Annotated in this window: 20 protein-coding genes; 8 read left to right on the top strand and 12 right to left on the bottom strand. The window is 74.5% G+C overall.

The window, feature by feature from the left end; genetic code table 11:
• Positions 1-7 precede the first annotated feature (7 nt).
• On the top strand, positions 8-487 hold the full coding sequence (locus ABZ449_RS11125; RefSeq protein WP_360343714.1) for a macro domain-containing protein: 480 nt from the start codon (positions 8-10) through the stop codon (positions 485-487).
• Between the two features lie 111 nt (positions 488-598).
• On the opposite strand, the gene ABZ449_RS11130 is transcribed toward ABZ449_RS11125, so the two are convergent.
• Positions 599-1,180 carry an N-acetyltransferase gene (locus ABZ449_RS11130; RefSeq protein ID WP_360343717.1) on the bottom strand — a complete coding sequence of 194 codons (582 nt, stop codon included), beginning with the start codon at positions 1,178-1,180 and terminating at the stop codon, positions 599-601.
• A 182-nt stretch (positions 1,181-1,362) separates the two neighbouring features.
• On the opposite strand from ABZ449_RS11130, the gene ABZ449_RS11135 reads away from it, so the two are divergent.
• Positions 1,363-2,181: a TetR family transcriptional regulator gene (locus ABZ449_RS11135; RefSeq protein ID WP_360343720.1), complete on the top strand. Its 819-nt coding sequence runs from the start codon at positions 1,363-1,365 to the stop codon at positions 2,179-2,181.
• Between the two features lie 73 nt (positions 2,182-2,254).
• On the opposite strand, the gene ABZ449_RS11140 is transcribed toward ABZ449_RS11135, so the two are convergent.
• Both ABZ449_RS11140 and ABZ449_RS11145 read right to left on the bottom strand, forming a co-directional pair.
• Positions 2,255-3,535, bottom strand: coding sequence for a GNAT family N-acetyltransferase (locus ABZ449_RS11140; protein ID WP_360343723.1), 1,281 nt, complete (start codon positions 3,533-3,535; stop codon positions 2,255-2,257).
• A gap of 40 nt (positions 3,536-3,575) precedes the next feature.
• Positions 3,576-4,097 (bottom strand): GNAT family N-acetyltransferase, encoded by a 522-nt coding sequence (locus ABZ449_RS11145; RefSeq protein WP_360343726.1) that lies wholly within the window; start codon positions 4,095-4,097, stop codon positions 3,576-3,578.
• A gap of 122 nt (positions 4,098-4,219) precedes the next feature.
• Between ABZ449_RS11145 and ABZ449_RS11150 the strand changes: the two genes are divergently transcribed.
• Positions 4,220-4,543 (top strand): hypothetical protein, encoded by a 324-nt coding sequence (locus ABZ449_RS11150; RefSeq protein WP_360343729.1) that lies wholly within the window; start codon positions 4,220-4,222, stop codon positions 4,541-4,543.
• 96 nt (positions 4,544-4,639) lie between these two features.
• Positions 4,640-5,068 (top strand): hypothetical protein, encoded by a 429-nt coding sequence (locus ABZ449_RS11155; protein ID WP_360343731.1) that lies wholly within the window; start codon positions 4,640-4,642, stop codon positions 5,066-5,068.
• Here the strand turns inward: ABZ449_RS11155 and ABZ449_RS11160 are convergent.
• The 6 genes from ABZ449_RS11160 to ABZ449_RS11185 form a co-directional block, all read right to left on the bottom strand.
• Positions 5,053-6,327 (bottom strand): C40 family peptidase, encoded by a 1,275-nt coding sequence (locus ABZ449_RS11160; protein WP_360343734.1) that lies wholly within the window; start codon positions 6,325-6,327, stop codon positions 5,053-5,055. The two genes, ABZ449_RS11155 and ABZ449_RS11160, sit on opposite strands and share 16 nt — an antisense overlap.
• Positions 6,328-6,670: 343 nt before the next feature.
• The gene (locus tag ABZ449_RS11165; protein WP_360343737.1) at positions 6,671-7,753 is read right to left on the bottom strand and encodes a hypothetical protein; all 1,083 of its coding nucleotides are present in this window, start codon (positions 7,751-7,753) and stop codon (positions 6,671-6,673) included.
• A gap of 88 nt (positions 7,754-7,841) precedes the next feature.
• Positions 7,842-9,611, bottom strand: a complete 1,770-nt coding sequence (locus ABZ449_RS11170) for a threonine/serine exporter family protein (protein ID WP_360343740.1) — start codon at positions 9,609-9,611, stop codon at positions 7,842-7,844.
• A 206-nt stretch (positions 9,612-9,817) separates the two neighbouring features.
• Positions 9,818-10,471 carry a VTT domain-containing protein gene (locus ABZ449_RS11175; protein WP_360343743.1) on the bottom strand — a complete coding sequence of 218 codons (654 nt, stop codon included), beginning with the start codon at positions 10,469-10,471 and terminating at the stop codon, positions 9,818-9,820.
• Between the two features lie 253 nt (positions 10,472-10,724).
• Positions 10,725-13,094: a hypothetical protein gene (locus ABZ449_RS11180; protein WP_360343746.1), complete on the bottom strand. Its 2,370-nt coding sequence runs from the start codon at positions 13,092-13,094 to the stop codon at positions 10,725-10,727.
• A gap of 61 nt (positions 13,095-13,155) precedes the next feature.
• A complete protein-coding gene (locus ABZ449_RS11185; protein WP_360343749.1) occupies positions 13,156-15,060 on the bottom strand; it encodes an ATP-binding protein in 1,905 nt (634 codons plus the stop codon).
• A 277-nt stretch (positions 15,061-15,337) separates the two neighbouring features.
• Between ABZ449_RS11185 and ABZ449_RS11190 the strand changes: the two genes are divergently transcribed.
• Positions 15,338-15,670, top strand: a complete 333-nt coding sequence (locus ABZ449_RS11190) for a hypothetical protein (RefSeq protein WP_360343752.1) — start codon at positions 15,338-15,340, stop codon at positions 15,668-15,670.
• Here the strand turns inward: ABZ449_RS11190 and ABZ449_RS11195 are convergent.
• Positions 15,667-16,863 (bottom strand): TetR/AcrR family transcriptional regulator, encoded by a 1,197-nt coding sequence (locus ABZ449_RS11195; RefSeq protein ID WP_360343755.1) that lies wholly within the window; start codon positions 16,861-16,863, stop codon positions 15,667-15,669. The two genes, ABZ449_RS11190 and ABZ449_RS11195, sit on opposite strands and share 4 nt — an antisense overlap.
• Positions 16,864-17,169: 306 nt before the next feature.
• Between ABZ449_RS11195 and ABZ449_RS11200 the strand changes: the two genes are divergently transcribed.
• Positions 17,170-18,327: an acyl-CoA dehydrogenase family protein gene (locus ABZ449_RS11200; protein WP_360343758.1), complete on the top strand. Its 1,158-nt coding sequence runs from the start codon at positions 17,170-17,172 to the stop codon at positions 18,325-18,327.
• Between the two features lie 71 nt (positions 18,328-18,398).
• On the opposite strand, the gene ABZ449_RS11205 is transcribed toward ABZ449_RS11200, so the two are convergent.
• Positions 18,399-18,665 carry a hypothetical protein gene (locus ABZ449_RS11205; RefSeq protein ID WP_360343761.1) on the bottom strand — a complete coding sequence of 89 codons (267 nt, stop codon included), beginning with the start codon at positions 18,663-18,665 and terminating at the stop codon, positions 18,399-18,401.
• 171 nt (positions 18,666-18,836) lie between these two features.
• Here ABZ449_RS11205 and ABZ449_RS11210 point away from each other — a divergent pair, with 171 nt between their 5' ends.
• Complete coding sequence (locus ABZ449_RS11210; protein ID WP_360343764.1) at positions 18,837-19,154, top strand: cupin; 318 nt, start codon at positions 18,837-18,839, stop codon at positions 19,152-19,154.
• Here the strand turns inward: ABZ449_RS11210 and ABZ449_RS11215 are convergent.
• Positions 19,144-19,749: a TetR/AcrR family transcriptional regulator gene (locus ABZ449_RS11215; RefSeq protein WP_360343767.1), complete on the bottom strand. Its 606-nt coding sequence runs from the start codon at positions 19,747-19,749 to the stop codon at positions 19,144-19,146. The two genes, ABZ449_RS11210 and ABZ449_RS11215, sit on opposite strands and share 11 nt — an antisense overlap.
• Before the next feature lie 139 nt (positions 19,750-19,888).
• Here ABZ449_RS11215 and ABZ449_RS11220 point away from each other — a divergent pair, with 139 nt between their 5' ends.
• Entirely contained in the window at positions 19,889-21,445 is a 1,557-nt protein-coding gene (locus ABZ449_RS11220) for an MFS transporter (RefSeq protein ID WP_360343770.1), read from the top strand.
• The last annotated feature ends 92 nt before the right edge of the window (positions 21,446-21,537 follow it).

The following is a 21,537-nucleotide window of genomic DNA, read 5'->3' on the forward strand; positions in this document are numbered from 1 at the left end:
TCGAGGCATGGGGGAAATCACCTACGTCCGAGGCGATGCCACCACGCCCCAGGGCAAGGGCGTGAAGGTGATCGCGCACGTCTGCAACGATCTCGGCGGCTGGGGCAAGGGCTTCGTGCTCGCGCTCTCCAGACGCTGGCCCGAACCCGAGGCCGCGTACCGACGCTGGCACCGGGAGCGGGCGAAGAACGACTTCGGCCTGGGCGCCGTCCAGCTGGTGCCGGTCGGTCCGTACGTCTGGGTGGCCAACCTGGTCGGCCAGCGCGGTATCCGCACGGGGCGCTCCACCGGGGTGCCGGTGCGGTACGAGGCGATCGACACCGGGCTGGCCGCGCTCGGCGGGCACGCGCTCCGGCTCGGCGCCTCCGTCCACATGCCGCGGATCGGCTGCGGCCTGGCGGGCGGGCGCTGGGAGCGGGTCGAGCCGCTGGTCACCGCCCGGCTGACGGCCCGGGGCATACCGGTGACCGTCTACGACGTCGACTGACCGGTCCGCCTCCGCACGTCTTCCACGGCCACCGGTCCACTGTCACCGACCGGTTCCACCGACCGGTCCCCACCGATCCACGTCCACCGACCGGTCCCCACCGGTCGGCTCCTACCGATCCGTCGGCTCCGCCCGGCCGGACCCGACCGCCACCCGCGCGGCCGGCCAGGCGTACACGTACTCGGGCAGCAGGAATCCACCGGGGAACTCGCCCTCCTGCGCCCGGACCCGCTCGGCACCCTCGCGCTCGTAGAAGGCGATCGCGCGGGTGTTGTCCCGCAGCACCTCCAGGGAGAGTCCGGCCCCGGGGTGCCGCTCGGCGACGTGGGCGCGCGCCGCGGTCAGCAGCTCGCGACCGATGCCGCCGCCGTTCAGGCCGGGGCGGACGTGCAGGTTGTCGATCAGCACCCCGCCGTCCGGCTGCGGGACGAGGTAGACGAATCCGACCACCGCACCCGCCCGTTCGGCGACCAGGAGCTCGGGGGTGTTCTCCGGCTCCCCGTAGTCGACGCAGTCGAGGTCCAGGCGCAGTCTCCACAGCTCGCGTCGCTGGGCGGCCATCCCGTCGCCCAGTCCCTCCTCCGGGACGATCCCCCGGTAGGTGGTGCGCCAGCTGTGGGCGTGCAGTTCGGCGACGGCGTCGGCGTCCTGCACTCCGCCGCGCCGGATGAGGGTCTGCCCTGGGCTGATCATGCGACCAGCCTCCCACAGAGAGATGGAGTTGAACATGTTCAACCGATACGGCTACAGTACTGCCCAGCTTTTGAACGCGTTCGAAATCTGGGGGGTCATCGTGGTACCGGATGCGGAGGGGGCATCCGGTGACACGAACACCGACACTGGATGGAACGTCGTCTCCGGCTAGGCTCGTGCCCGTGGACGACCTGGCAGCGACGAAGCGAACGGACGGCGAGAACGGCACGGCCGGGGCTCCGGCCGTGCCCGGGCCGGAGGGCGGGCCCGGGCCGGAGGGCGGGCCCCTGCCCGGCGGCCGGGCACAGCCGAAGACCGACAAGAGTGAGGCGACCCGGGCACTGATCCTGGAAACGGCCATGCGGCTGTTCCAGGAACGGGGCTACGAGAAGACCACCATGCGCGCGATCGCCACCGAGGCCGGCGTCTCGGTGGGCAACGCGTACTACTACTTCTCGGCGAAGGAATTCCTGATCCAGGGGTTCTACGACCGGATGACCTACGACCACGCGGCGGACGCCAGGAACCGCATGGCCGGTACGCGGGACTTCGCCGAGCGCCTGGAGATCGCGCTGACCTCCTGGCTCGACACGGCCGCCCCGTACCACGAGTTCGCCGCGCAGTTCTTCCGCACGGCCGCCGACCCGACCAGTTCCCTGAGCCCGTTCTCCAACGAGTCCCACCCGGCCCGGGCGACCGCCGTGGAACTCTTCCGCGACGTGCTGCAGGGCTCGGAACTGGCGCCGAAGCTGGACGCCGAGCTGGTCGAGCTGCTGCCCGACGTGCTCTGGCTGTACCTGATGATCGTGGTCCTCTACTGGGTCTTCGACCGGACCGAGGACACCGAGCGGACGCGGGAGTTCGTCCGCCGGTCCACCCCCATGGCGGCCCGGGTGATCAACCTGTCCCGCTACCGGGTGTTCCGGCCGATCGTCCGCGACGCCAAGGGCCTGATCCAGGACTTCATCCTGCCCACCATCGGCAAGACGGCGGTCAAGTAGCGCCCGCGACACCCGCGATGACGACGACGGAGGCCGGCCCGCGAACGGGCCGGCCTCCGTCGTGGGAGCGCGCTCAGAACTCCGTCGGCGTCCAGGCCCGCACCGGGGTGCGCAGCAGCAGGTCGGCGGCGGCCGCCGCACCCGGGCGCAGTTCGGTGAGCAGGGCGGCCCCGGCCAGCCTCGACGCCGTCTGCGCGCCCAGGTGGAGCGAGCCCAACTCCGAGGCGCCGAGCGCCAGGTCGGCGGGGTCGGTGGTACGGGTGCAGCGGCCGGTGCCGTCCTCGGCCGCCTCCAGCGCCCAGCGGCCGGAGGCGTAGCCCAGCCTGTCGTCGACCTCCAGCACCACCCGGCCGGGGGCGCCGTAGCTCCGGGCGCCGAACGCGGCCTCGACGTCCAGCACCCGCACCCAGACGAGGTCTCCGTTGTCCTCGTGCGGGGTGGCCGCGCGAGGGTCCTGGAGCAGCAGCGGCAGCGGGTCGTCCGGGCCGAGGTTGCGCACCTCGACCCGGGCCATCCAGTCCACCGACAGCACCAGGCGCCAGAGTTCGACGGCGGTGGGCAGGTCGAGGGCGATGAACTCGTCCACGGAGAGCGTGCCGTCGGGGTAGGCGCCGTCCCACTTGGGGTCGATCCGGTAGAGCACCAGGCCGGTGACCGTGCCGGCGGCGTCCCGGTGGACGGCCGCGAACGGCTCCTTGAATTCGTCGCCGGGCGTCCGGACTTCGCCGCTGGTGCGCTCCCACCACAGCCCGTCGCGCTCGATCGCGCCCGGCTGGGTGCGCCGCCAGCGCTCGTACAGGTCCGCTCCCAGCTCGCGCAGCTCCGCCATGGTCACGAAGTCGATCCGGCCGCCGGGGACGCCCGGCAGGCCGTCGCGCAGACCGCGGGTGCGGCGCAGCTCGATCTTCCAGCCGCTGCCGTGGGTGGCCGGACCGAAGCCGAACCGGCCGTAGATGTTGTACTCGGCGGCCATCAGGACGGCGACCGCGCAGCCGCGCTCGGCCGCGGCCGCGAGGTCCCGGCGCATCATCGCGCTGAGCAGGCCGCGGCGGCGGTGGGTGGCACTGACCGTGACGTTGGTGACGGCGTCGGCCCGGACGACGGACCCGCCGGGGACGGTCAGTTCGGTGTCGAAGCTGCGGAAGGTGGCGATCTGGCGCTCGCCGTCGAAGCCGGCCAGCATCCGGCCCGGCTCCCACTGCCGGCGGCGCAGGTCCTCCGCGACGTCCACGTGGGGGCGCAGGAAGCCGAAGTTGAGCGCCCGGTTCCACTCCGCCACCTCGTCCACCGAGACGGCCCGGACCTCCAGCCCGCTCACGTTGTCGACGGCCGTGTGATCGATGCTGTTGCCCATGGGGTCACCGTACGGCGGGCCTCCGGAGGCGGCATCCGATTTATTCCGTGCCCGATCCGAGGTGCTCGCCCGGCACCACCACCCAGTGGTTGGTGCGCAGGACGCGGTCCGAGAAGTCCAGGTCCCGCTCGCCGAGCAGCCGGAAGCCGAGCGCCCGGCAGATCCCGTTGGACGGTCCGTTGGTGGTCCCCGGGCTGGCGTGCACCTCGCCCCAGCGGCCGTCCTCGGCGGCCGCGTCCAGCACCCGGCGGACGGCCGCCTTGGCGAGGCCGCGGCCCTGGTGCTCGGGCAGCACCATCCAGCCGATCTCGGAGACGGTCTCGCCGTCCTCCTCGTCGGACCAGAGCGTGACGACGCCCGCCGCCTCGTCGTCCTCCGCGCCGTCCGGCACGATCATCCTGATCCAGGCGGTGTCCGCGGCCACCAGGGCCAGGTCCGTGCGCAGCCGGCGCTCCACCCGCTCCCGGGGCAGCGGGCCGCCCAGTTCGGCCATCATCACCGGGTCACAGCGCATCCGGACGTACGCCTCGACGTCCCCCGCCCGAACGTTCCGCAGTCGCATGGCGCCTCCTCAGTGCCGGTCCGCGGTCACGCTAGCGCACCCCTCCGACAGTGGCGCCCGGGCGGCCGGACCTGGCATCCTCGGGCCGGTTCAGGTACGGACGATCCGCTGCGGGGGGAACCATGGAGGACGAGTACGTCCGCCGGCTGAAGGAGTACGAGAGCCGGGCGCTGGTGGCGAAGCTGGTCGGCGGGCTGACCGTCGCCGGCTGGCTCTGGGCGCTCTGGCTGGTCTTCGCCCCGGGCAACGGGCTGTGCGGCTCCCCGGCCTTCTACGAGCCGACCGGCTTCCACATGGCCGAGGCCTGCGACTCCGAGATGATCGGCCGGATCGGCGGCGCGTTCGCCGTCTTCCTGGTGTCGCTCCCGCTCGCCGCGCTCTGGGGCTGGACCGTCGTGCGGCTGCTCGACGGCCGCAGGGCGCTGGCCGCCGTCACCGGCCGGTAGCCCGCCGGAGCGGCGGCTGTCGTGGCGTCCACCGTGGGCGACGCCCTCGGGAGTCGACTGGTCGGCGTTCCCCGCGTTCCGAGGAGGCGGCCGCCCGTGGCCAGGTACGTGATCGCTCCGGAGGTCGCCCTCCTGCTGGTCCGGGACGGGGGCACGGCCTCCGACGGGCACCGGCTGCCGGCCCCGACCCTGCCGCGCTCGCAGCTGCTGTCGCTGCTCCACGGGGCGGCCCGCCGCGGCGAGCTGACGGAGCGGGAGGCCGCGCGGGCGCTCGACCGGGTGCGGACGCTGCGGATCCGGCTGCTCGGCGACCGCGTCCTCCGGGCCACCGCCTGGCGGATCGCCGAGCGGCTCGGCCTGCCGGACACCCCCGGTGCCGAGTCCCTCGCGCCGCCCCGGCTCCAGGGGGACGCCCTGGTCACGCTCGGCCCGGCCCTCGCGGCCGCCGCCGAGGGGGTGGTACCGGTCGCCACCGTCGAGGCACTGACCGGCGCCCGTCGGCCCGGGGGTCAGGGCCTGGCGTAGAAGTCCGGGGTTCCCATGATCCAGAGGCTGGCCTGCTTGACCGGCATGCCGGCCCGCGGGGCCTCGATCATCTGGTCGTCGCCGATGTAGAGCCCGACGTGGAAGATGTCGGCGGCGCGCCCGGTGTCCGTCCAGAAGACCAGGTCGCCGGGGCGCAGCTGGCGGTAGCCGATCCGGGTGCTCTGGGCGTACTGGTCGGCGGCGAAGTGGTTGAGCTGCCGGCCGCCCTCGCGCCAGGCCATCATCGTCAGCCCCGAGCAGTCGTAGCCGCCCGGGCCCTCGCCGCCCCAGACGTAGGGCAGGCCGATCTTGGACTTGGCGAAGGCGACGGCGGCGGCCGCGCCCTCGGCGGACCACGGGCGCGCGGGGGGCGGCGCGGGGTGGGCCCTGGTGGTGGCGGCCGCCGCTGCCGCCGCGGCCTCCGCTTCCCGGGCGGCCTGCTCGGCGGCGGCGCGGGCGGCGGCCTCGGCCTCGCGGGCGGCGATCTCCTCCAGGGCCTCGCGGCGCAGGCGCTCCAGCTCGACGGTGGTGTCCCGGGCGGCGGCCAGCTCGGCGAGCAGTTGCTCCCGGCGCCGCCCGGTGGCGGCCACCTGGTCCTGCTGGGCGGCCAGCCGCTGTTCCGCCCTGGCCCTGGCCGCGCCGACCTCGACGGCGGCCTTCCCGGCGGCCTCGGTGGCGGCCCGGGCGGCGGCGGAGGCACTGCGGGCGGCGGCCGCGGTGGAGGTGGCGGCGTCCAGGACCTGCCGGGTGCGCTCGCTGGCCTGGGTGACCGCGGCGGCCCGGTCGCCCGCCTCGCGCGCGCCGCGGGCGCCGAGCAGGGAGTTGAGGGCGGACAGTTCGGCGCCGGCGCCCTGCCGGTACGTCTCGGCCGCGAGCCGGGCCGCGTCCTCGGCCGCAACCGCCCGCTCGGTCTCGGCGACGGCGGCGCGCCGCGCGGCGGCGGCCTCCTCGGCGCGGGCCCGGGTGAGGGCGAGCTGGGCGCCGTTGTAGGCCTCGACGGCCTGTTCGGCGACGCGGCCGGCGCGGTCCAGCTCGGCCCGGGCGGCGGTGAGCGCGGCCTCCAGGGCAGCGGTCGCGGAGGCCTTGGCCTCGGCCTCGGCCCGGGCCCGGTCGATCTCCTCGGTGGTCGGGTACGGGTCCTCGCCCACGGCCAGGCCGGCCGTCGGTTCCGGGTCTGCCGGGGCGGCCTGGGCGGCGGGGAGCAGCCCGAGCAGGGCGGTGAGGGACAACAGGAGGGTCGGCAGGATCCTGCGCGCCACGCGACATCCCTTCTGACGGGTCCGGAGGGGACGGCGTCGGACGGCGCGCGGCGTACGGGCGGACGGCAGCCCCGGGGTCGGCGGTGATCCGATGAATCATCCCATCACGTGACAGAACGGTCACATGACGCTCATGTTCTCAATTCCGGCGGCCTTCACACCTGGATTGTGGTCCGCCGGTCGGGTGACGATCGGATGATCCGACCGAATCTCGGCTCCGGGCCTTCGCCGAACGGGCCGAACGGGCCGAACGACCGGACCAGCCGAACGGGCCGGACAGGCCGGACAGGCCGAACAGGCCGAACAGGCCGAACAGGCCGAACAGGCCGAACAGGCCGGCGGACTACCGGCCGATCCGACGGGTGTGCGTCCGCAGCCGGTGGTGCCGTTCGGGCCGGCGCTCCAGCCCGGTCGGGCCGACGGCGACGGCCCGGCTGCGCCCGGCCCGGACGGTACGGCGGCGCTGCCGTGCCAGGCGGGAGCGGTCCGGCCCGGCCCCGGCCGACCCGGGCGCCGGGTCCGCCGCGCCGCCGGCCCGCCCGGCCGTCCCGGCGGCGGCCGCCGAGCGGCGGTCGGCCAGCCGGGCCTGACGGCGGGCCAGCGCCCGGGCGGCGTGCGCGTCGAGGTGGGCGGTGGCCCGGGCGGCCATCCGCTCGGCCACCCGGTGCGCGGCCGGGTGGTTGGCGGGCACCTTGTCGGGGGCCCCGGCGATCAGGTCGAAGAGCCAGGTGCGGGCCCGGTCCGCGCGCCGGTGCAGCAGGCGCTCGCGCCGCAGCGCACGCGCCCGGCGGCGGGGGCGCGTGGCGTACCGCCAGCGGGCCCACGGGCTGCTCGGGCGGGCCAGCCGGATCGCCCCGATCCAGGACAGGCCGGGGACCATGATCCCGAGCAGGCCGGTCCACACCTTGCCCTTGATCAGGGTGATCACCGAGGCCAGCGAGTTCACCGAGATGATCGTGATCAGGCCCCACCTGGTCTCCTCGCCGGGCACCACGCCGAGCGGCACGTACCCGACCAGCAGCAGGGAGGTGAACAGGATGCCGAAGATCACCGCGTCCACCGACTTGCGGCCCTGTTCGCTCCAGTACACGTCGTCCAGGTGCAGGATCAGCGCGAACTCGTCCAGCACCAGGCCGCAGCCGATGCCGAAGACCAGGCCGAACACGTCGATCCACGGGTGCCCGCCGTAGGTGGCGAACACCCCGATGCCGCCGACCAGCAGGAAGCCCAGGCCGAACACCATGTGGTGGATGTGCAGGCCGCCCGGCGTCACGTTGCCCGGCCACCACCGCACCTGGGCGCGGATCATCCGGACGCTGAAGCGGATGAAGACGAAGGAGGTGATGAATCCGACCAGCAGCAGGAACAGCGGTTGCTTGTGCGTGGCGACGATGTGCTCGCGGTAGCCGTCCAGCAGTGTCGTCATGGGTCTTACCTTCGTTCCTGGTCCTGCGTCCTGCCTGCCGTGACATGGCCCGGGGCCCACATCGCCCCCAACACCGGCCGACGCCCGGTCAGAACCCTCTGGTGCGCTTGGCCGCCCGGCGCGGCACGGCCGGGTAGAGCGACGGGCGCTCGGCGCCGACCGGCAGCTTCAGGAACAGCCGGGCGATCTCCCCGCCCAGGTTGACCCCGACCGCCAGCGCCATCGCGATCGCCGCCGCCCGGAAGACCGACACCAGGCCGGCGCTGGAGTGCCCCTGGGCGAAGGCGAGCATCCCGAGGTAGAGCGCCGAACCGGGCATCAGCGGACCGATCGCGGCGGTCACGTACGGCAGCGCCGAGCCGTTGCGGTAGCGCGCCATCAGCTGGCCGAAGAGGCCGACCAGTCCGGCCGCGACGCCGGTCGCCGCGATCGGGTTGACGCCCGCGTTGTACACCAGCGCGCCGTAGCTGGCCCAGCCGATGCCACTGTTGACGGTGACCAGGGCCAGTGTGCGCCGGTCGGTCTGGAGCAGCGTCGCGAACGCCAGGGTCAGCAGCATCGCGGCGACCATCTGGACCGGCGGGTAGCTGACGCCCACCAGGCTCTCGTCCGGGCGCAGGTTCGCCTCGAAGCCGACCCCCAGGTAGAGGATCACCATCACCCCGATCACGATGCCCGCGACCAGGTAGATCACTTCCAGCAGGCGGGCCGCGGCGGTGATGTAGAAGCCGGTCAGGCCGTCCTGCACGGCGGCGACCAGGGCGCGCCCGGGCAGCAGGGCGAACAGGCCACCGGTGATCACGACCGAGCCGCGCAGGCCCCAGTCGTTGAGCGACAGGATGATGCCGGAGGCGGCGGCCGGCATCGCGGCCGCCACGAACTGGTAGAACTCCGGCAGCCGGCGCCGGGCCAGCGCGGAGGCCAGCCGGTCGCCGAGGACGGCCGCGACGAAGGCGCTCGCGAACACCAGCCAGGCCTTGTCGTCCATCCGCCCGCCGACCAGGAAGGTCGCCGCGCCGGCCAACAGGCCGGTGGTCAGGGCGAGGAACCAGGCCGGGTACGGGTGCCGGTTGCGGCGGATCACCGCGAGCCGGCGGTAGGCGTCGTTGACCGTCACGTTCTCCGCGGTGATGTCCGCGACCAGCGCGTACACCGCGTCGAGCCGGGTGTAGTCGGAGGTGCGGCGGCGGACCACGCGGTCGGCGGTGACCGGTGGCTCGACCAGCGAGGGCTGGTACGAGATGCCGATCAGGGTGAAGGTGACCTGCGGCTCGCAGCGGTCCAGCCGGTAGGCGTGCGCGATGCCGAGCATCGCCGCCTCGACGTCCTCGGCGGCCTCACCGCTGGCCAGCAGCAGCTCGCCGATGCGCAGCGTCAGGTCGAGGATGCGCGGGACGTTGCGGGTGACGGACGAGGAGGGGTGCATCTCCCGGGCGGTGCGCTCGAAGGCGGGCCGCTCGGACATCGGCGTGCGCAGCAGGGTGCGCATCCGGTCCGGCCAGGGCGCCTCGCCGGGGGCGCCGGCGGTGAGGTCCGAAAGCGGGATGCCGGTGGGCGGGGTGTAGCCGGCCGCCCGCCACTCCTCGGGGGTGAGGGTGTCCTCGGCGACCGAACGGCGACGGGCCGGGCGCTCGGCCTCGGCCCGTCCGGTCGCTGCGGTCGCTGCGGTCGCGGCTTCTCCGGTCGAGGCCCGGCCGGTCGCGGCGCGGGCCGTCGGCTCGGGCACCGGCTCGGGCTCGGGCTCGGGGGCCAGCAGGCCCCTGGTCTCCGGGACGAGCGGGACGACCGCGGTGGGCTCGACCGGCGGGGCGGGGTGGCCGAGCAGGCCCTCGGTGGGCGGGGCATCGGAGGGGTGCACCGGCTTCGGGGGTGTCTGCCGCGCCTGTCGGACCGCCCGGCCTCCCCTCGCCCGCTTGCCCGCACCCGGTCGGCCCCGCTTAGGCACTTCCGCTCCTCGCCGCCCCTGGTGGCCGCCGGCCACCGCTCGATCTCGGGTTACACCTTGCCTGATCGAACAGCCGGACGCACATGTACGCGGCGTCACGTGACCGGGGCGACGGACGCCTACCCGGCGCGGTGGCGGGTGGCGGGCGCCGTGCCGGAGCGGCGCGCCCGCAGCAGCTCGATCGCCACCGGGATCACCGAGACCAGCACGATGCCGACCAGGATGGCCTCGATGTTGTCCCGGACGAACGGGATCTGCCCCAGGAAGTAGCCGAGCACCGTGACGCCCCCGCCCCACAGCACGCCACCGACCAGGTTGAACAGCACGAAGCCGCGGTAGTTCATCCTGCTCACCCCGGCGACGATCGGGGTGAAGGTGCGCACGATCGGCACGAAGCGGGCCAGCACGATCGCCTTGGGACCGTGCCGGTCGAAGAAAGCGGCGGCCTTCTCGACGTTCTCCTGCTTGAAGACCCGCGAGTCGGGACGGCGGAAGAGGCTCGGGCCGACCTTGCGGCCGAAGAGGTAGCCGACCTGGTCCCCGGCCACCGCGGCGACCACGATCAGCGCGCAGACCAGCCAGAGCGGCTGGTGCAGGTAGGTGCCGCCGGCCACCAGCAGGCCGGTGGTGAACAGCAGTGAGTCACCCGGCAGGAAGAAGCCGATCAGCAGACCGGACTCGGCGAAGACGATGGCCAGGATGCCGATCAGGCCGAAGGTGGAGATCAGGGTGGTCGGATCGAGCCAGGACGGGCCGAGGGCGAGGCTGGTCACGGTGCGGGCACTCCGGAGGTCGAGTCTTGGCAATGCAACAGTAAAGCATTGACAAAGACTCGGTTCGGGACGGATTGGTTCCCGGCCCGGGGCGCGGGCGGACCCGCCCGGAAGACGCGCGCCACGACACGGCCCCGCAACGCGCGCGACGCGGAACGGCCCGCAGCGCGCGACGCGGCGCGGCCCCGCAACGCACGCGGCCCCGGCGGGGCCCGGAGGGGCCGACCCGCCGGGGCCGCGTGGTCGAGGACGGTCAGAGCCCGTAGCGCTCGACGATCTCCTCGTGCCGGGCGAGGTCCGCGCCGGCCGCCTTGGCCAGCTCGGCCCAGGAGAGCGGGTGCGCCCAGCCCTCGGTCAGCCGCAGCAGCAGGGCGTCGGCCTCGGCGGCCGAGGCGGTCGGCGGGACGCCGAGGGCCGCGTAGACGCCGGGCAGGTCGTCGCCGCCGTCCGCCGGGTCGGTGATCCGGTACTGGTCCCCGCTGTACACCCAGACCGCGTACCCGGCCTCGTGCAGTTCCTCGCGCAGGGCCGACCAGGGCTCGTCGCCGGGCCAGCCGCCGTCGATCCAGTACGTGGTGTACCCGGCCGGGTCGAGCAGGGTGAGCAGCTCGAACACCGGGCGCCAGCGGTGCTGCTCCTCCTCGGGGGCGTCCTCGGCCGGCGGGCGCTCCAGCAGGGCGGGGGCGAAGACCACCACGTCGCCGTGGTTGAGCGTCAGGTCGTCCCCGAGCACCGGCAGGATGCGGGCGGTGGCCGGGCCGGTCCGCAGGGCGGGCAGGTCGGAGGTCGCACCGTTGGTGCGGGTGGCCCGGATGGTGACCAGCTGCCACTCCTCGTCCACCGGGCCCTCGGGCTCGTCGAACTCGATGTCGAGCAGCGAGCCGGTGGAGCGGACCACGGCCCAGTCCCGGTTCGCGGTGGCCGCGGTGATCAGGTGCCACAGGTCCGGCTCCTGGACCGTCCGGTGGCCGTCCTCCCCGTCCTCGTCCTCGGCCGCGTCCCCGGCCGGCGCCGCGCGCTCCAGCAGCTCCTGGTACATCCGCTGCGCGGTGGCGTGGTCGCCCAGCTCGGTGGCGGCGCGGGCGGCGAGGCGGCGGGTGTTGAGCACCTCGTCGTCCAGCGCCAGGATCGCCCGGCACTGCTCCAGCGCCTCGGCCCAGCGGCCCTCGACGGCGGCCCAGCGGGCGCGTATCCAGAGCCCGTCGGCCGGGGCGGAGACGGCCACCCGGTCGGCGAGGCGGCGGATGCCCTCGGCGTCCCGGGCCTCGATCAGCATCTCGCCGAGCGCGCCGGTCAGCTCGCGGTCCGCCGGGTCGTCCTCCAGGTGCCGCCAGAGCTGGTCGGCCGCGGCGCGGGCGTGGCCGAGGCCGCCCAGCACCGTGGCCAGCAGCACCGCCAGTTCGGTGGCACCGGCCTGATCACCCCGGTACCGGTCCAGGGCGACGGAGAGCAGGTCGGCGCCGGTCTCGTACGGCACCCCGACCTCGGCCAGGTGCGCCGTCAGCTCGCCCGGCGGGACGGGCAGCTCGGGCTCCGGCAGTGCCCCGGCGGCCGCGCGCAGGGCCGCGACCTGCTCCGACACGCCGTCGGTACGGCGCAACCGGGTGAGCTTGCGCTCTCCCGTCGCGGCGAGGGTGAGCGCCACCGTACGGGCGCCGCGGGCAAGCGCCAGCCGGCCCGCCGCCAGCAGCAGGTCCACGCACGGACGGTGCGCGCCGACGGTGTCCAGGTAGCCGACCCAGCCGGCCAGCACGGCGCCCAGTTCGGCGTCGTTCTCCCGGACGCCGGCCGCGACCAGCAGCTCGACCGTCTGCGTCCAGGCGGGGCGCAGGTCGGCGTGCCGTTCGGCCTCGGCCCGCTCGGGCAGCAGCGCGAGCGCCTCCTCGGTGCGGCCGAGCGAGGCGAGCGCGCGGGCCCGCAGCAGGGCGCCCCAGCGCTGGTCGCGCTCGTCCAGCCGGCGCCCCTGCGCCTGCTCGGCCCGCTCGGCCGTCTCCAGCAGCTCCAGCACCTCCTCGTGCCGGCCCAGCAGGTGCAGGGTGCCGGCCCGGGCCTGGTGGAAGCGGAGCGAGACCGGCTGGCCGGCCGCCCGCATCCGGTTGGCCGCGGAGTCCAGGTGGTCCAGCGCCTCGGCCGCCCGGCCGTCGTCCTCCAGGGCGTCGGAGTACTCGCGGGAGAGGCAGTCGTAGCAGGCCCGGTCGGGCTCGATCCGCTCCAGCGTCTCGCCGACCACGGCGAGCCGCTCGGCCACGTACCCGGGCCCGTCGACCCGGGCGTGGCAGATCGCGAAGTCCTGCACCACGCAGACGGACTGCGGGCAGCCCGCCGTCTCCTCCCGGTGCGCGAAGTCCAGCAGGTCGACCGCCTCGGGCAGCACCGCCTCGCCCTGCTGGCGCTTGTTCAGCAGGTTCTGCATCCGCCAGTGCCGCAGGTAGACCTCGACCCAGGGCAGGCCGAGCGCCCGGGCGGCGGCCACCGCCTCCGGGTAGAGCGCGTCCAGCTGCTCGTTGCGCCCCTCGGTGGCGTGCTCGGGCAGCTCGACGATGGCGTCGGCCAGCCGGTGGTGGCCGGCCTCGGCCAGCTGCCGGTGGGTGTCGCGCACCCAGGCCCAGATGTCGGTGGTCATGCCCGTTCCCCCTGCGTCGTGCTGATGAGTTGTCTACCGCACCCCACTGACAATCCGTCCGTCACGGCTCCTCCGAGAGGGCGCCCGGGCTGTCCGGGACCTCCGGCAGACCGGCCGGGACGGCGGCGGTCAGGGCCGAGACCGCGGTGCCGACGCCGGCCAGCGCGGCGGTGAGGTCGCCCTCGGACGGGCCGGACGAGGCCGCGGCCATGATCACCTTGATCGAGCGGAGCAGCCCGGCCGCGGTCGCGCTGCCGGTGTGCCCGCCGCGGTAGGCGGCCAGCAGGTCCTGGACGGCCGGGCTGGCCAGGTTGAGGTAGAGCCGGGCCCGGACCCCGCCGTCGGTGCGGGCGGTGAAGGCGCGGGCCAGCCGCAGGGCGGCGGACGGTATCCGGGCGTCCGCCTGGTCGTCCTCGATCCGGGCCTTCAGCTCGGCCTCGCGGTCCGGCACCAGCACCAGCGGCAGGCCGGGCGGGTCGAAGCGGGCCGGGACGAGCTGCTCGCCCGGGTCGGCGAGGGCGCCGGCCAGCCAGGCCGACTCGTGCTCCGGCAGCGGGCGCTCCGGGTCGCGGAACAGCTCGCGGTTGCCCTGCCCGCTGCCCAGCTCGACCACCCGGCAGCCGCGCAGCTGGGCGTAGCGGCGCAGGAACGGAAGGACGGCGTAGCGGTCACCGCGCGCGATCGGCACCCGCATCGCCCGGTACAGCATCTCCTCGAAGCCGCCACCGCTGCCGAGCGCGACGTGCACCGCGCCGCCGCCCGCCGCGCGCAGCGCGCCGGCCGTGAGGTCGCCCTGCGAGGTGGGCACCGGGACGTCGTCGGCGAGCAGGGTGAACAGCCGCTCGTCGCAGAGCGCGGCACCGAGCAGGTCGTTGCCGTGCCGGGTGAGGATGCGGCGCCACGCGGCGGGCCGCAGCCGGGCGGTCTCGTACAGGCCGTCCACGATGGCGTCGGCGAGGACCTTCCGGAGCGCGTGGTAGTGCTCGTCGCGCTGGAGGTCCTCCCGGCTGGCGGTGGGGGTGAGCCGGTCGGACTCGACCACGCCGCCGATGAACCCGGCCCAGCGGGGCAGCAGGTCGCGGGCGTCCTCGGCGAGCAGCATGCCGCGCAGGTAGACGGCGAGGTCGCGGTTGTCGCTGCTGCCGTAGGTGCCGCCGTCCTGGACCCAGAGCAGGCCGACCGCGTCGGTGGCGCCCTCGACCGGGTGGACCGGGAAGGCGGTGAGCGGCTCGAAGCGGCGGCCGAAGGCGGCGGCGAAGCGCATCCGGGCGGCGTAGCGGTCGCCGTCGGAGGGGTCGCGCCAGGGCACCTCGACGGAGTTGACCGGCTGCTCGTCCTCGCCGAGGTGGACCGGGATCGGCAGCAGCACGCAGTAGCGGGCGAGCACGTCGCGCAGGACGTCCTCGTCGGCGAGGTGGGCGTGCTCGGCCTTGAGCGTCAGCTCGACCACCGTGCCCGGGCGGGGCCGGGCGGGCACCGGCTCGACCTGGTACTGCTCGCCGCCGCGGCTGCGGTAGCGGTGGCCGAGGCGCGGTTCGCGGTGCGAGGTGGTGGTGACGGTGACCTCGTCGGCGACCGAGAAGGCGGAGAGGAAGCCCAGGCCGAAGGCGCCGATCAGCTCCTGGTTGCCGGTCAGTTCGCGCAGCATCCGGGTGTAGCCGGTGCCGACGGTGGCCAGGTAGGAGTGGATCTCGGGTTCGGTGAGGCCGGCGCCGGTGTCCTCGATGGCGACGGTCCGCCGGGCGGCGTCGGCGCGCACCCGGATCAGCGGACGGTGGTCGCCGTCCGGGTCCTCCAGTCGCCGGCGGGTGTGCGAGTCGTGCGCGTTCTGGACGAGTTCGCGCAGCGCGACCAGCGGGGTGGAGTAGAGGTGGGTGGCGAGGACGTTCACCAGGCCGCCGAGATCGACCTCGGTCGTGCGCAGCTCCTCGGCGGGGGTGGGCTCGGGCGGGGCACCATCAGACATGGGTCCCCAGTGTGCCAGTGCGACTATCGGGCGACCATTTCTTTCTTCCTGAGCCTCTCCTGACGAAATGACGAAATGACGGAATACTGTCAACTCCGAATTGACCGGTCCTCCACCACCGGTGGAATTGCCACCCGTTCGGTGGAGTTCCTCCGCCCCGCTGGTGAATGCTGAACCGGCGACGTACGGCGAGCCGCCCGGCCCCGCAGTCCACGGCGCCCCGCGGCGGCCACCCCGGACGGCGCCACCGTTCGCACTTCTCGCCAGGGAGACCAGCGTGTCCCGTATCCGCGCAGCCGCCGTCACCGCCCTCGGGGCGCTCCTCCTCGCCGGCGTCGGCGCCGCCACCGCGCACGCCGACGACGCCGGCTCGGTGAGCGACGCCGGCTCCGGCAACATCATCGGCAGTGTCCACGGAAACGCGGTCGACACCCAGCAGACGGCCACCGGTTCAGGTGCGGGCAACCAGCACAACGGCCTCGCGGTGACGGGCAACAGCGGGAGCGTCAGCGGCACCCAGAGCAACGGCGGTGACCCCGGCGCCGCCCGGGGCCACAGCGGGAACGCCCGCGACACCGGGAACGTCCGCCACGCCCGGGACAACCGCTAAGGCCCGTCCCCGGACGTTCCCAGCACCGCCCGGCCGAGCCGCAGCAGGCAGTCCCGCAGGTCCGGCCGGGCGCTGTGCGGACGGTTCCGCACCCCGTCGTTGACCAGCGCGAACAGCGCGTGCACCCGGATCCGGGCGGCCGCCGGGTCGAGCGCGGGGTGCACCTGCCGCAGCAGGCCGATCCAGGTGCGCAGGAAGTCCCGCCGGAAGTCCACCGCGGCCCGGCGGTCGGACGGGGCCAGCCGCTCCGTCTCGCTCAGCATGGCGCCCAGGTAGTCCCCGTTGCGCAGCGCGAAGCCGACGTACGCGCCCAGCCCGGCCTCCAGCGCCGCGCCGGGCCCGGCGGCGGCCGTGATCGCGCCGTCCACCTCGTGCCAGAGCCGCTCGCGGCCGCGCACCAGCGAGGCGGCCAGCAGCTCCGCCTTGCTGTCGAAGTGCCGGTACACGCTGGGGCCGGATATCCCGACGGCGGCGCCGAGTTGGTCGGTACTGACGTTGTCGAAGCCGCGCTGGTGGAACAGTCGGACGGCCGCTGCGAGCAGCTCGTCCCGGCGCGCCCGCGGCGTGGGCTCCGGCCCGGACACGGAGGCGGACCCGGGCGCGTCCGCCGGCGGCACGGCACCGGCCCCCGCTGCGGCCGTACCGTCCGGGGAGACGGCCAGGACGGCCGCGACCAGCTCGCGCAGCAGCGCCTCGGCCCGCCGGGGCTGCGGCGCCGCCGACTGGTAGGAGAGCCCGGCACAGACCGAGAGCGCCGACCAGCAGAGCAACTCGGCGTCCCCGACAGCGAGTTCCGGCCTTTCCTCGCGCAGCACCGCGAGCATCAGGGCCACGTCGGCGCGCAGTTCACGGCGCAGCGCCGCCCGCCGGGCCGGCGGCAGCAGCCGGGCGTCGCGCTGCACCAGGGTGCCGAGCGGGCGGTGTCCGACCGCGACGGCGGCCAGCGCGGCGCCGAGGTCGACGGTGGTGCGGGCCGGACGCAGGCCCTCGGCGAGCGCGTCCAGGCCCAACCGGACGGCACGGTCCAGCAGTTCGGGCTTGCCGCGGAAGTGCCGGTAGAGCGCGGGGGCGGTGATGCCGACACCGGCGGCGACCTCGGTCATCGAGACCTGGTGGTAGCCGCTGCGGTGGAAGCGGTCGGCGGCCACGGCCAGGATCTGGGCGCGCCGCCCGGGCGGCCGTCGGACCACCATCGCGAGTCTCCCTCCCCTTCGGCCGGGCACCGGTCCGGCACCGGCCCGCGGCCGGGACCGCAGCGGGACCGCAACCGCCGCAGGATCGTCATCGTGACGGGACCGCGGCCGGGACTGCTGCCGGCGTCGACGGAAGGCTAGCAAGGATTCACTTCACGCCCTCGGCGGCCGTGCCCCCACCGCCCTCCCGCGCCCGTCCGACTCTGGACAGCCGAAGCTACCCCGGATTAACTTGTGGGGCCATCACCAGGCAGGTTCCGCCCCGGCCGGGCAGCCCCGGCCGGCGCCGTCGAAGGGAGCGCCGCCGTGCGCCGCACCGTGTTCAACGAGGACCACGAGGCCTTCCGGGAGACCATCCGGGACTTCATCGCCAACGAGGTCGTCCCGGTCTACGAGAGCTGGGAGGCCGACGGCCACCCGCCGCGCGACTTCTACCGGCAGCTCGGCGAGCTCGGCGTCTACGGCATCGAGGTGCCGGAGGAGTACGGCGGCGCGGGCGAGAGCGGCTTCAAGTACCAGGCGGTGATCGCCGAGGAGACCGCCCGGGCGGGCGTGAGCTTCGGCTCCTCCGGCGTGCACACCGGCCTGGTGCTGCCGTACCTGCTGGAGTACGCGAACGAGGAGCAGAAGCGGCGCTGGCTCCCCGGTTTCGTGTCCGGCGACATCATGACCGCGATCGCGATGACCGAGCCGGGCGCCGGCTCCGACCTCGCGGGCATCTCCACCACCGCGCGGCTCTCCGAGGACGGCACCCACTACGTCCTGAACGGCGCCAAGACCTTCATCACCGGCGGCGTACTGGCCGACCTCGTCCTGGTGGTCTGCCGCACCGCCCCGTACGACCCGGAGAACCGTCGGGCCGGCCTGTCCATCCTCTGCGTGGACACCACGTCGCCGGGCTACACCGTCGGCCGCAAGCTCCAGAAGATCGGGCTGCGCACCTCGGACACGGCCGAGCTGGCGTTCAGCGACGTCCGGGTGCCGGTGGAGGACCTGCTCGGCGAGGAGGGCAGGGCCTTCTCCTACCTGACCCACAACCTGGTGCAGGAGCGGCTGGCGATCGCCGTCGGCGCGTACGCGGCGGCCGCGGCGGCGGTGCGGTTCGCGGTGCAGTACGTCAAGGACCGCAAGGTCTTCGGCAAGGCGGTGGCCGAGTTCCAGAACACCAAGTTCACCCTGGCCGACTGCGAGGCCCAGGTGGTGGCGCAGCAGTCGATGGTGGACCGGGCGCTGGAGCTGTACCAGAACGGCGAGCTGACCGTCGCGGACGCGGCCGCGGCGAAGCTGTTCTGCACCGAGTCGGCCTCCACCGTGATCGACAAGTGCCTCCAGCTGCACGGCGGTTACGGCTACATCCTGGAGTACCCGATCGCCCGGCTCTACACCGACAACCGGGTGTTCCGGATCTACGGCGGCACCAGCGAGGTCATGCGCAGCATCATCGCCAAGTCGATGGGGCTGTAGGGCCGTTCGGGCCCGACGGCGGGGCCGTCCGCAGGTGCGCGGCGGCCCCGCCGTGCCGCTGCCGGGTGGGATCAGTTGGGCGAGCTGTGCTCGGCGCGCCAGGCTTCCCAGCCCGCCGTGGACGCCACCTTCGCCTCGCGCAGGGCCCGCTGGGCGAGCGCGGCCGGCGGGGCGTCCAGGCCCCGCACCCAGTTGCGCCCGGCCGCGAGCAGCGCCGCGCACACCATCACCGTCCCGGTCGCGCTGAGCACGGTGCCGATCGCGGTGAGCGCCACGCCGCCGGTCAGCAGCGGACGGTTGACCTGGAACCCGGAAATGACTCTGTCGTTGGTCGCCATGCCTCCACGATGCGGGCAGTCGGCGGAGCCTGCACCTCGGGCACCCCACCCGCGGCACCCCCGGGTCCGACGTACGGGCCGCCGCCCGCCCGCGGCGGCTCCGGGTGCGGGCCGCCCGGGCGTCCGCGACCCTGGGCACACGGAGTGCGCCCGGAGCCAGGAGGAGGCGCGATGCCCGATCTCGAACAGCTCGCCGTGGAGCACGCCGCCCGGGCGGCCGAGAGCCCGCACGGGCGCAGCGCCCATCTGGTCCTGCACGACGGGATCCTGCGACAGACCGTGATCGCGCTGACCGCGGGCACCACGCTGGACGAGCACAACCCGCCCACCGCGGGCAGCGTCCAGGTGCTGCGCGGCCGGGTCTCGCTGACCATCGCCGGCCGCCGGCAGGAACTGCCGGCCGGCCACCTGGAGCCCGTCCCGCAGGAGCGGCACGGGCTGCTGGCGCACGTCGACTCGGTGGTGCTGCTGACCGCCGTCACCGCGTAGCGGGCGAGGACTCCGTCGGGGTGAACACGCTGTCGCTGACCAGCCGCAGTCCGCGCAGGAAGTCCTGCCCGCTGGGCACGAGTTCGGGCGCGGCCAGCCACTGGGCGCAGTAGCCGGCCAGCAGGGTCTGGTAGAAGGACCCGCGGGCGACCTCCTCCTCGGTGTCCGGCACCTCGGGCAGCCCCTGGAACACCGCGGCCAGCCCGAGCCGGCCCTCCTTCTGCGCCGCCGCGAAGGCGTCCGCCAGGTCGGGGGCGTGCCCCGCCTGGGCGAGCGCCTCGAACTGGGCCGCCCAGAGCCCGCGGTGTTCGACGAAGACGTCCCGCAGGCCGTCCCAGACGGCAGCGAAGCGCGCCTCCGGGTCGTCCGACACCTGGTTGGCGGCGATCACCACCGCGCCCAGGGCCTCCCCCATCTCCCCGATCGCCTCGATCATCGCCGCGTTGAGCAGCGCCTCCTTCGAGCCGAAGTGGTAGCCGATCGCGGCCAGGCTGACGCCGGAGGCGGTCGCGATGTCGCGGGCGGTGGTGCGCCCGTAGCCCTTCTCGTACAGGCAGCGCTTGGCGCCGCCCATCAGGTCTTCGCGGTTTCCCATGCCCCGATCCTACGGAAGTCCTGGACGAATGTCTCGCACGTTCGTCTCATTCGATCATCTCACTCGCCCGTCCGTCTCACACGAGCGACTTATACATTTGTACTAGACAAGCGTCTGAGTCATCCGTACCGTCTTCCCCATGACCGCAACCACCGGCCGCGCAGGCCGTCGCGAATGGATCGGCCTGGCCGTCCTCCTGCTCCCGACCCTCGTCCTCACCATGGACATGGGCGTGCTGTTCTTCGCCGTCCCGTACATCTCCAGCACGCTGGCGCCGAGCGGCACCCAGCAGCTGTGGATCATGGACATGTACTCGTTCCTGCTGGCCGGACTGCTCGTCACGATGGGCGCGCTGGGGGACCGGATCGGCCGCCGCCGGCTGCTGATGATCGGCGCCGCCGGCTTCGCGGGCGCCTCGCTGCTGGCCGCCTGGTCGCAGGACGCGAACCAGCTGATCGCGGCGCGGGCGGTGCTCGGCGCCGGCGGGGCGACCGTGATGCCCTCGACCCTCGCGCTGATCCGCACCATGTTCCACGACCCCAAGCAGCGGCAGATCGCGCTCGGCGCCTGGGGCGGCATCCTCACCGCCGGGGCCACCCTCGGCCCGGTCGCCGGCGGCCTGCTGCTGGAGCACTTCTGGTGGGGCTCGGCCTTCCTGCTCGCCGTCCCGGTGATGGCCCTGGTGCTGCTGACCGCGCCCGCGCTGCTCCCCGAGTACCGCTCCCCCGGCCGCGCGGGCCGCTTCGACCTGCTCGGCGCCGCGCTCTCGCTGGCCGCGATCCTGCCGCTGGTCTACGGCGTCAAGACGCTCGCCGTCGACGGCTGGAGCCTGCTGCCCGGGCTGGCCGTCCCCACCGGACTGCTGCTCGCCGGCGCCTTCGTCCGGCGCCAGCGCACCGCCGCGAACCCGCTGCTCGACCTGAGCCTGTTCCGGATCCGCACCTTCAGCGGCGCGATCAGCGTCAACAGCGTCGCGATGTTCGCGATGATGGGCTTCGCCCTCTTCACCTCGCAGTACCTCCAGCTGGTCAAGGGCATGAGCCCGCTGACCGCCTCGCTCTGGTCGCTGGTGCCGAGCCTGGGCGTCGGCGCGGCGGTCGGCGCCGGCTCGGCGCTGGCGGGCGAGGTCCGCCCGGCGGTGCTGATGGGCGGCGGCTTCGTGGTCGGCTCGGCGGGATTCGCGATGATGACCCTGGTCGGCCCGCACTCCCCGCTGGCGCTCGTCCTCACCGCGGCCGGCGTGCTGGCCGCCGGGACGGTCGGCACCATGACGATGACCGCCGAGATGGTCGTCTCCGCCGCCCCGGTCGAGCAGGCCGGCGCCGCCTCCGCCACCTCCGAGACCGCCGTCGAGCTCGGCAGCTCGCTCGGCATCGCCCTGCTCGGCGCGGCCGGCGCCGCGGTCTACCGCCACCGGCTGGACGGCGCCCTCCCGGCCGGCGTCGACGGCGAGGCCGCCCGGACCGCCCAGGACACCCTCGGCGGAGCGGTCAGCGTCGCCACCCACCTGCCCGACCGGCTCGGCGCCGACCTGCTGGAGACCGCCCGCACCGCCTTCACCGACGGCCTGCACGTCGCGGCCGTGGTCGGCCTGGTCTTCGCCCTGGGTGCCGCGGTCCTGGCGTACCGCCTGATGCGCCACCTCCCGGCCGCCGCTCCCGCTGCCGCTCCCACCTCGGAGCCCGCCACCGTCTGACCCCTCCGGCCCGATCCACGCGAGTCATCGAGAGCCCCCGCCCACCCCGGGCGGGGGCTCTCCGCCGTACCGGGCGCTTCCACGGCTCCACC

This window comes from Kitasatospora sp. NPDC005856, assembly GCF_040629945.1.
In the GTDB taxonomy this organism is placed as follows: domain Bacteria; phylum Actinomycetota; class Actinomycetes; order Streptomycetales; family Streptomycetaceae; genus Kitasatospora.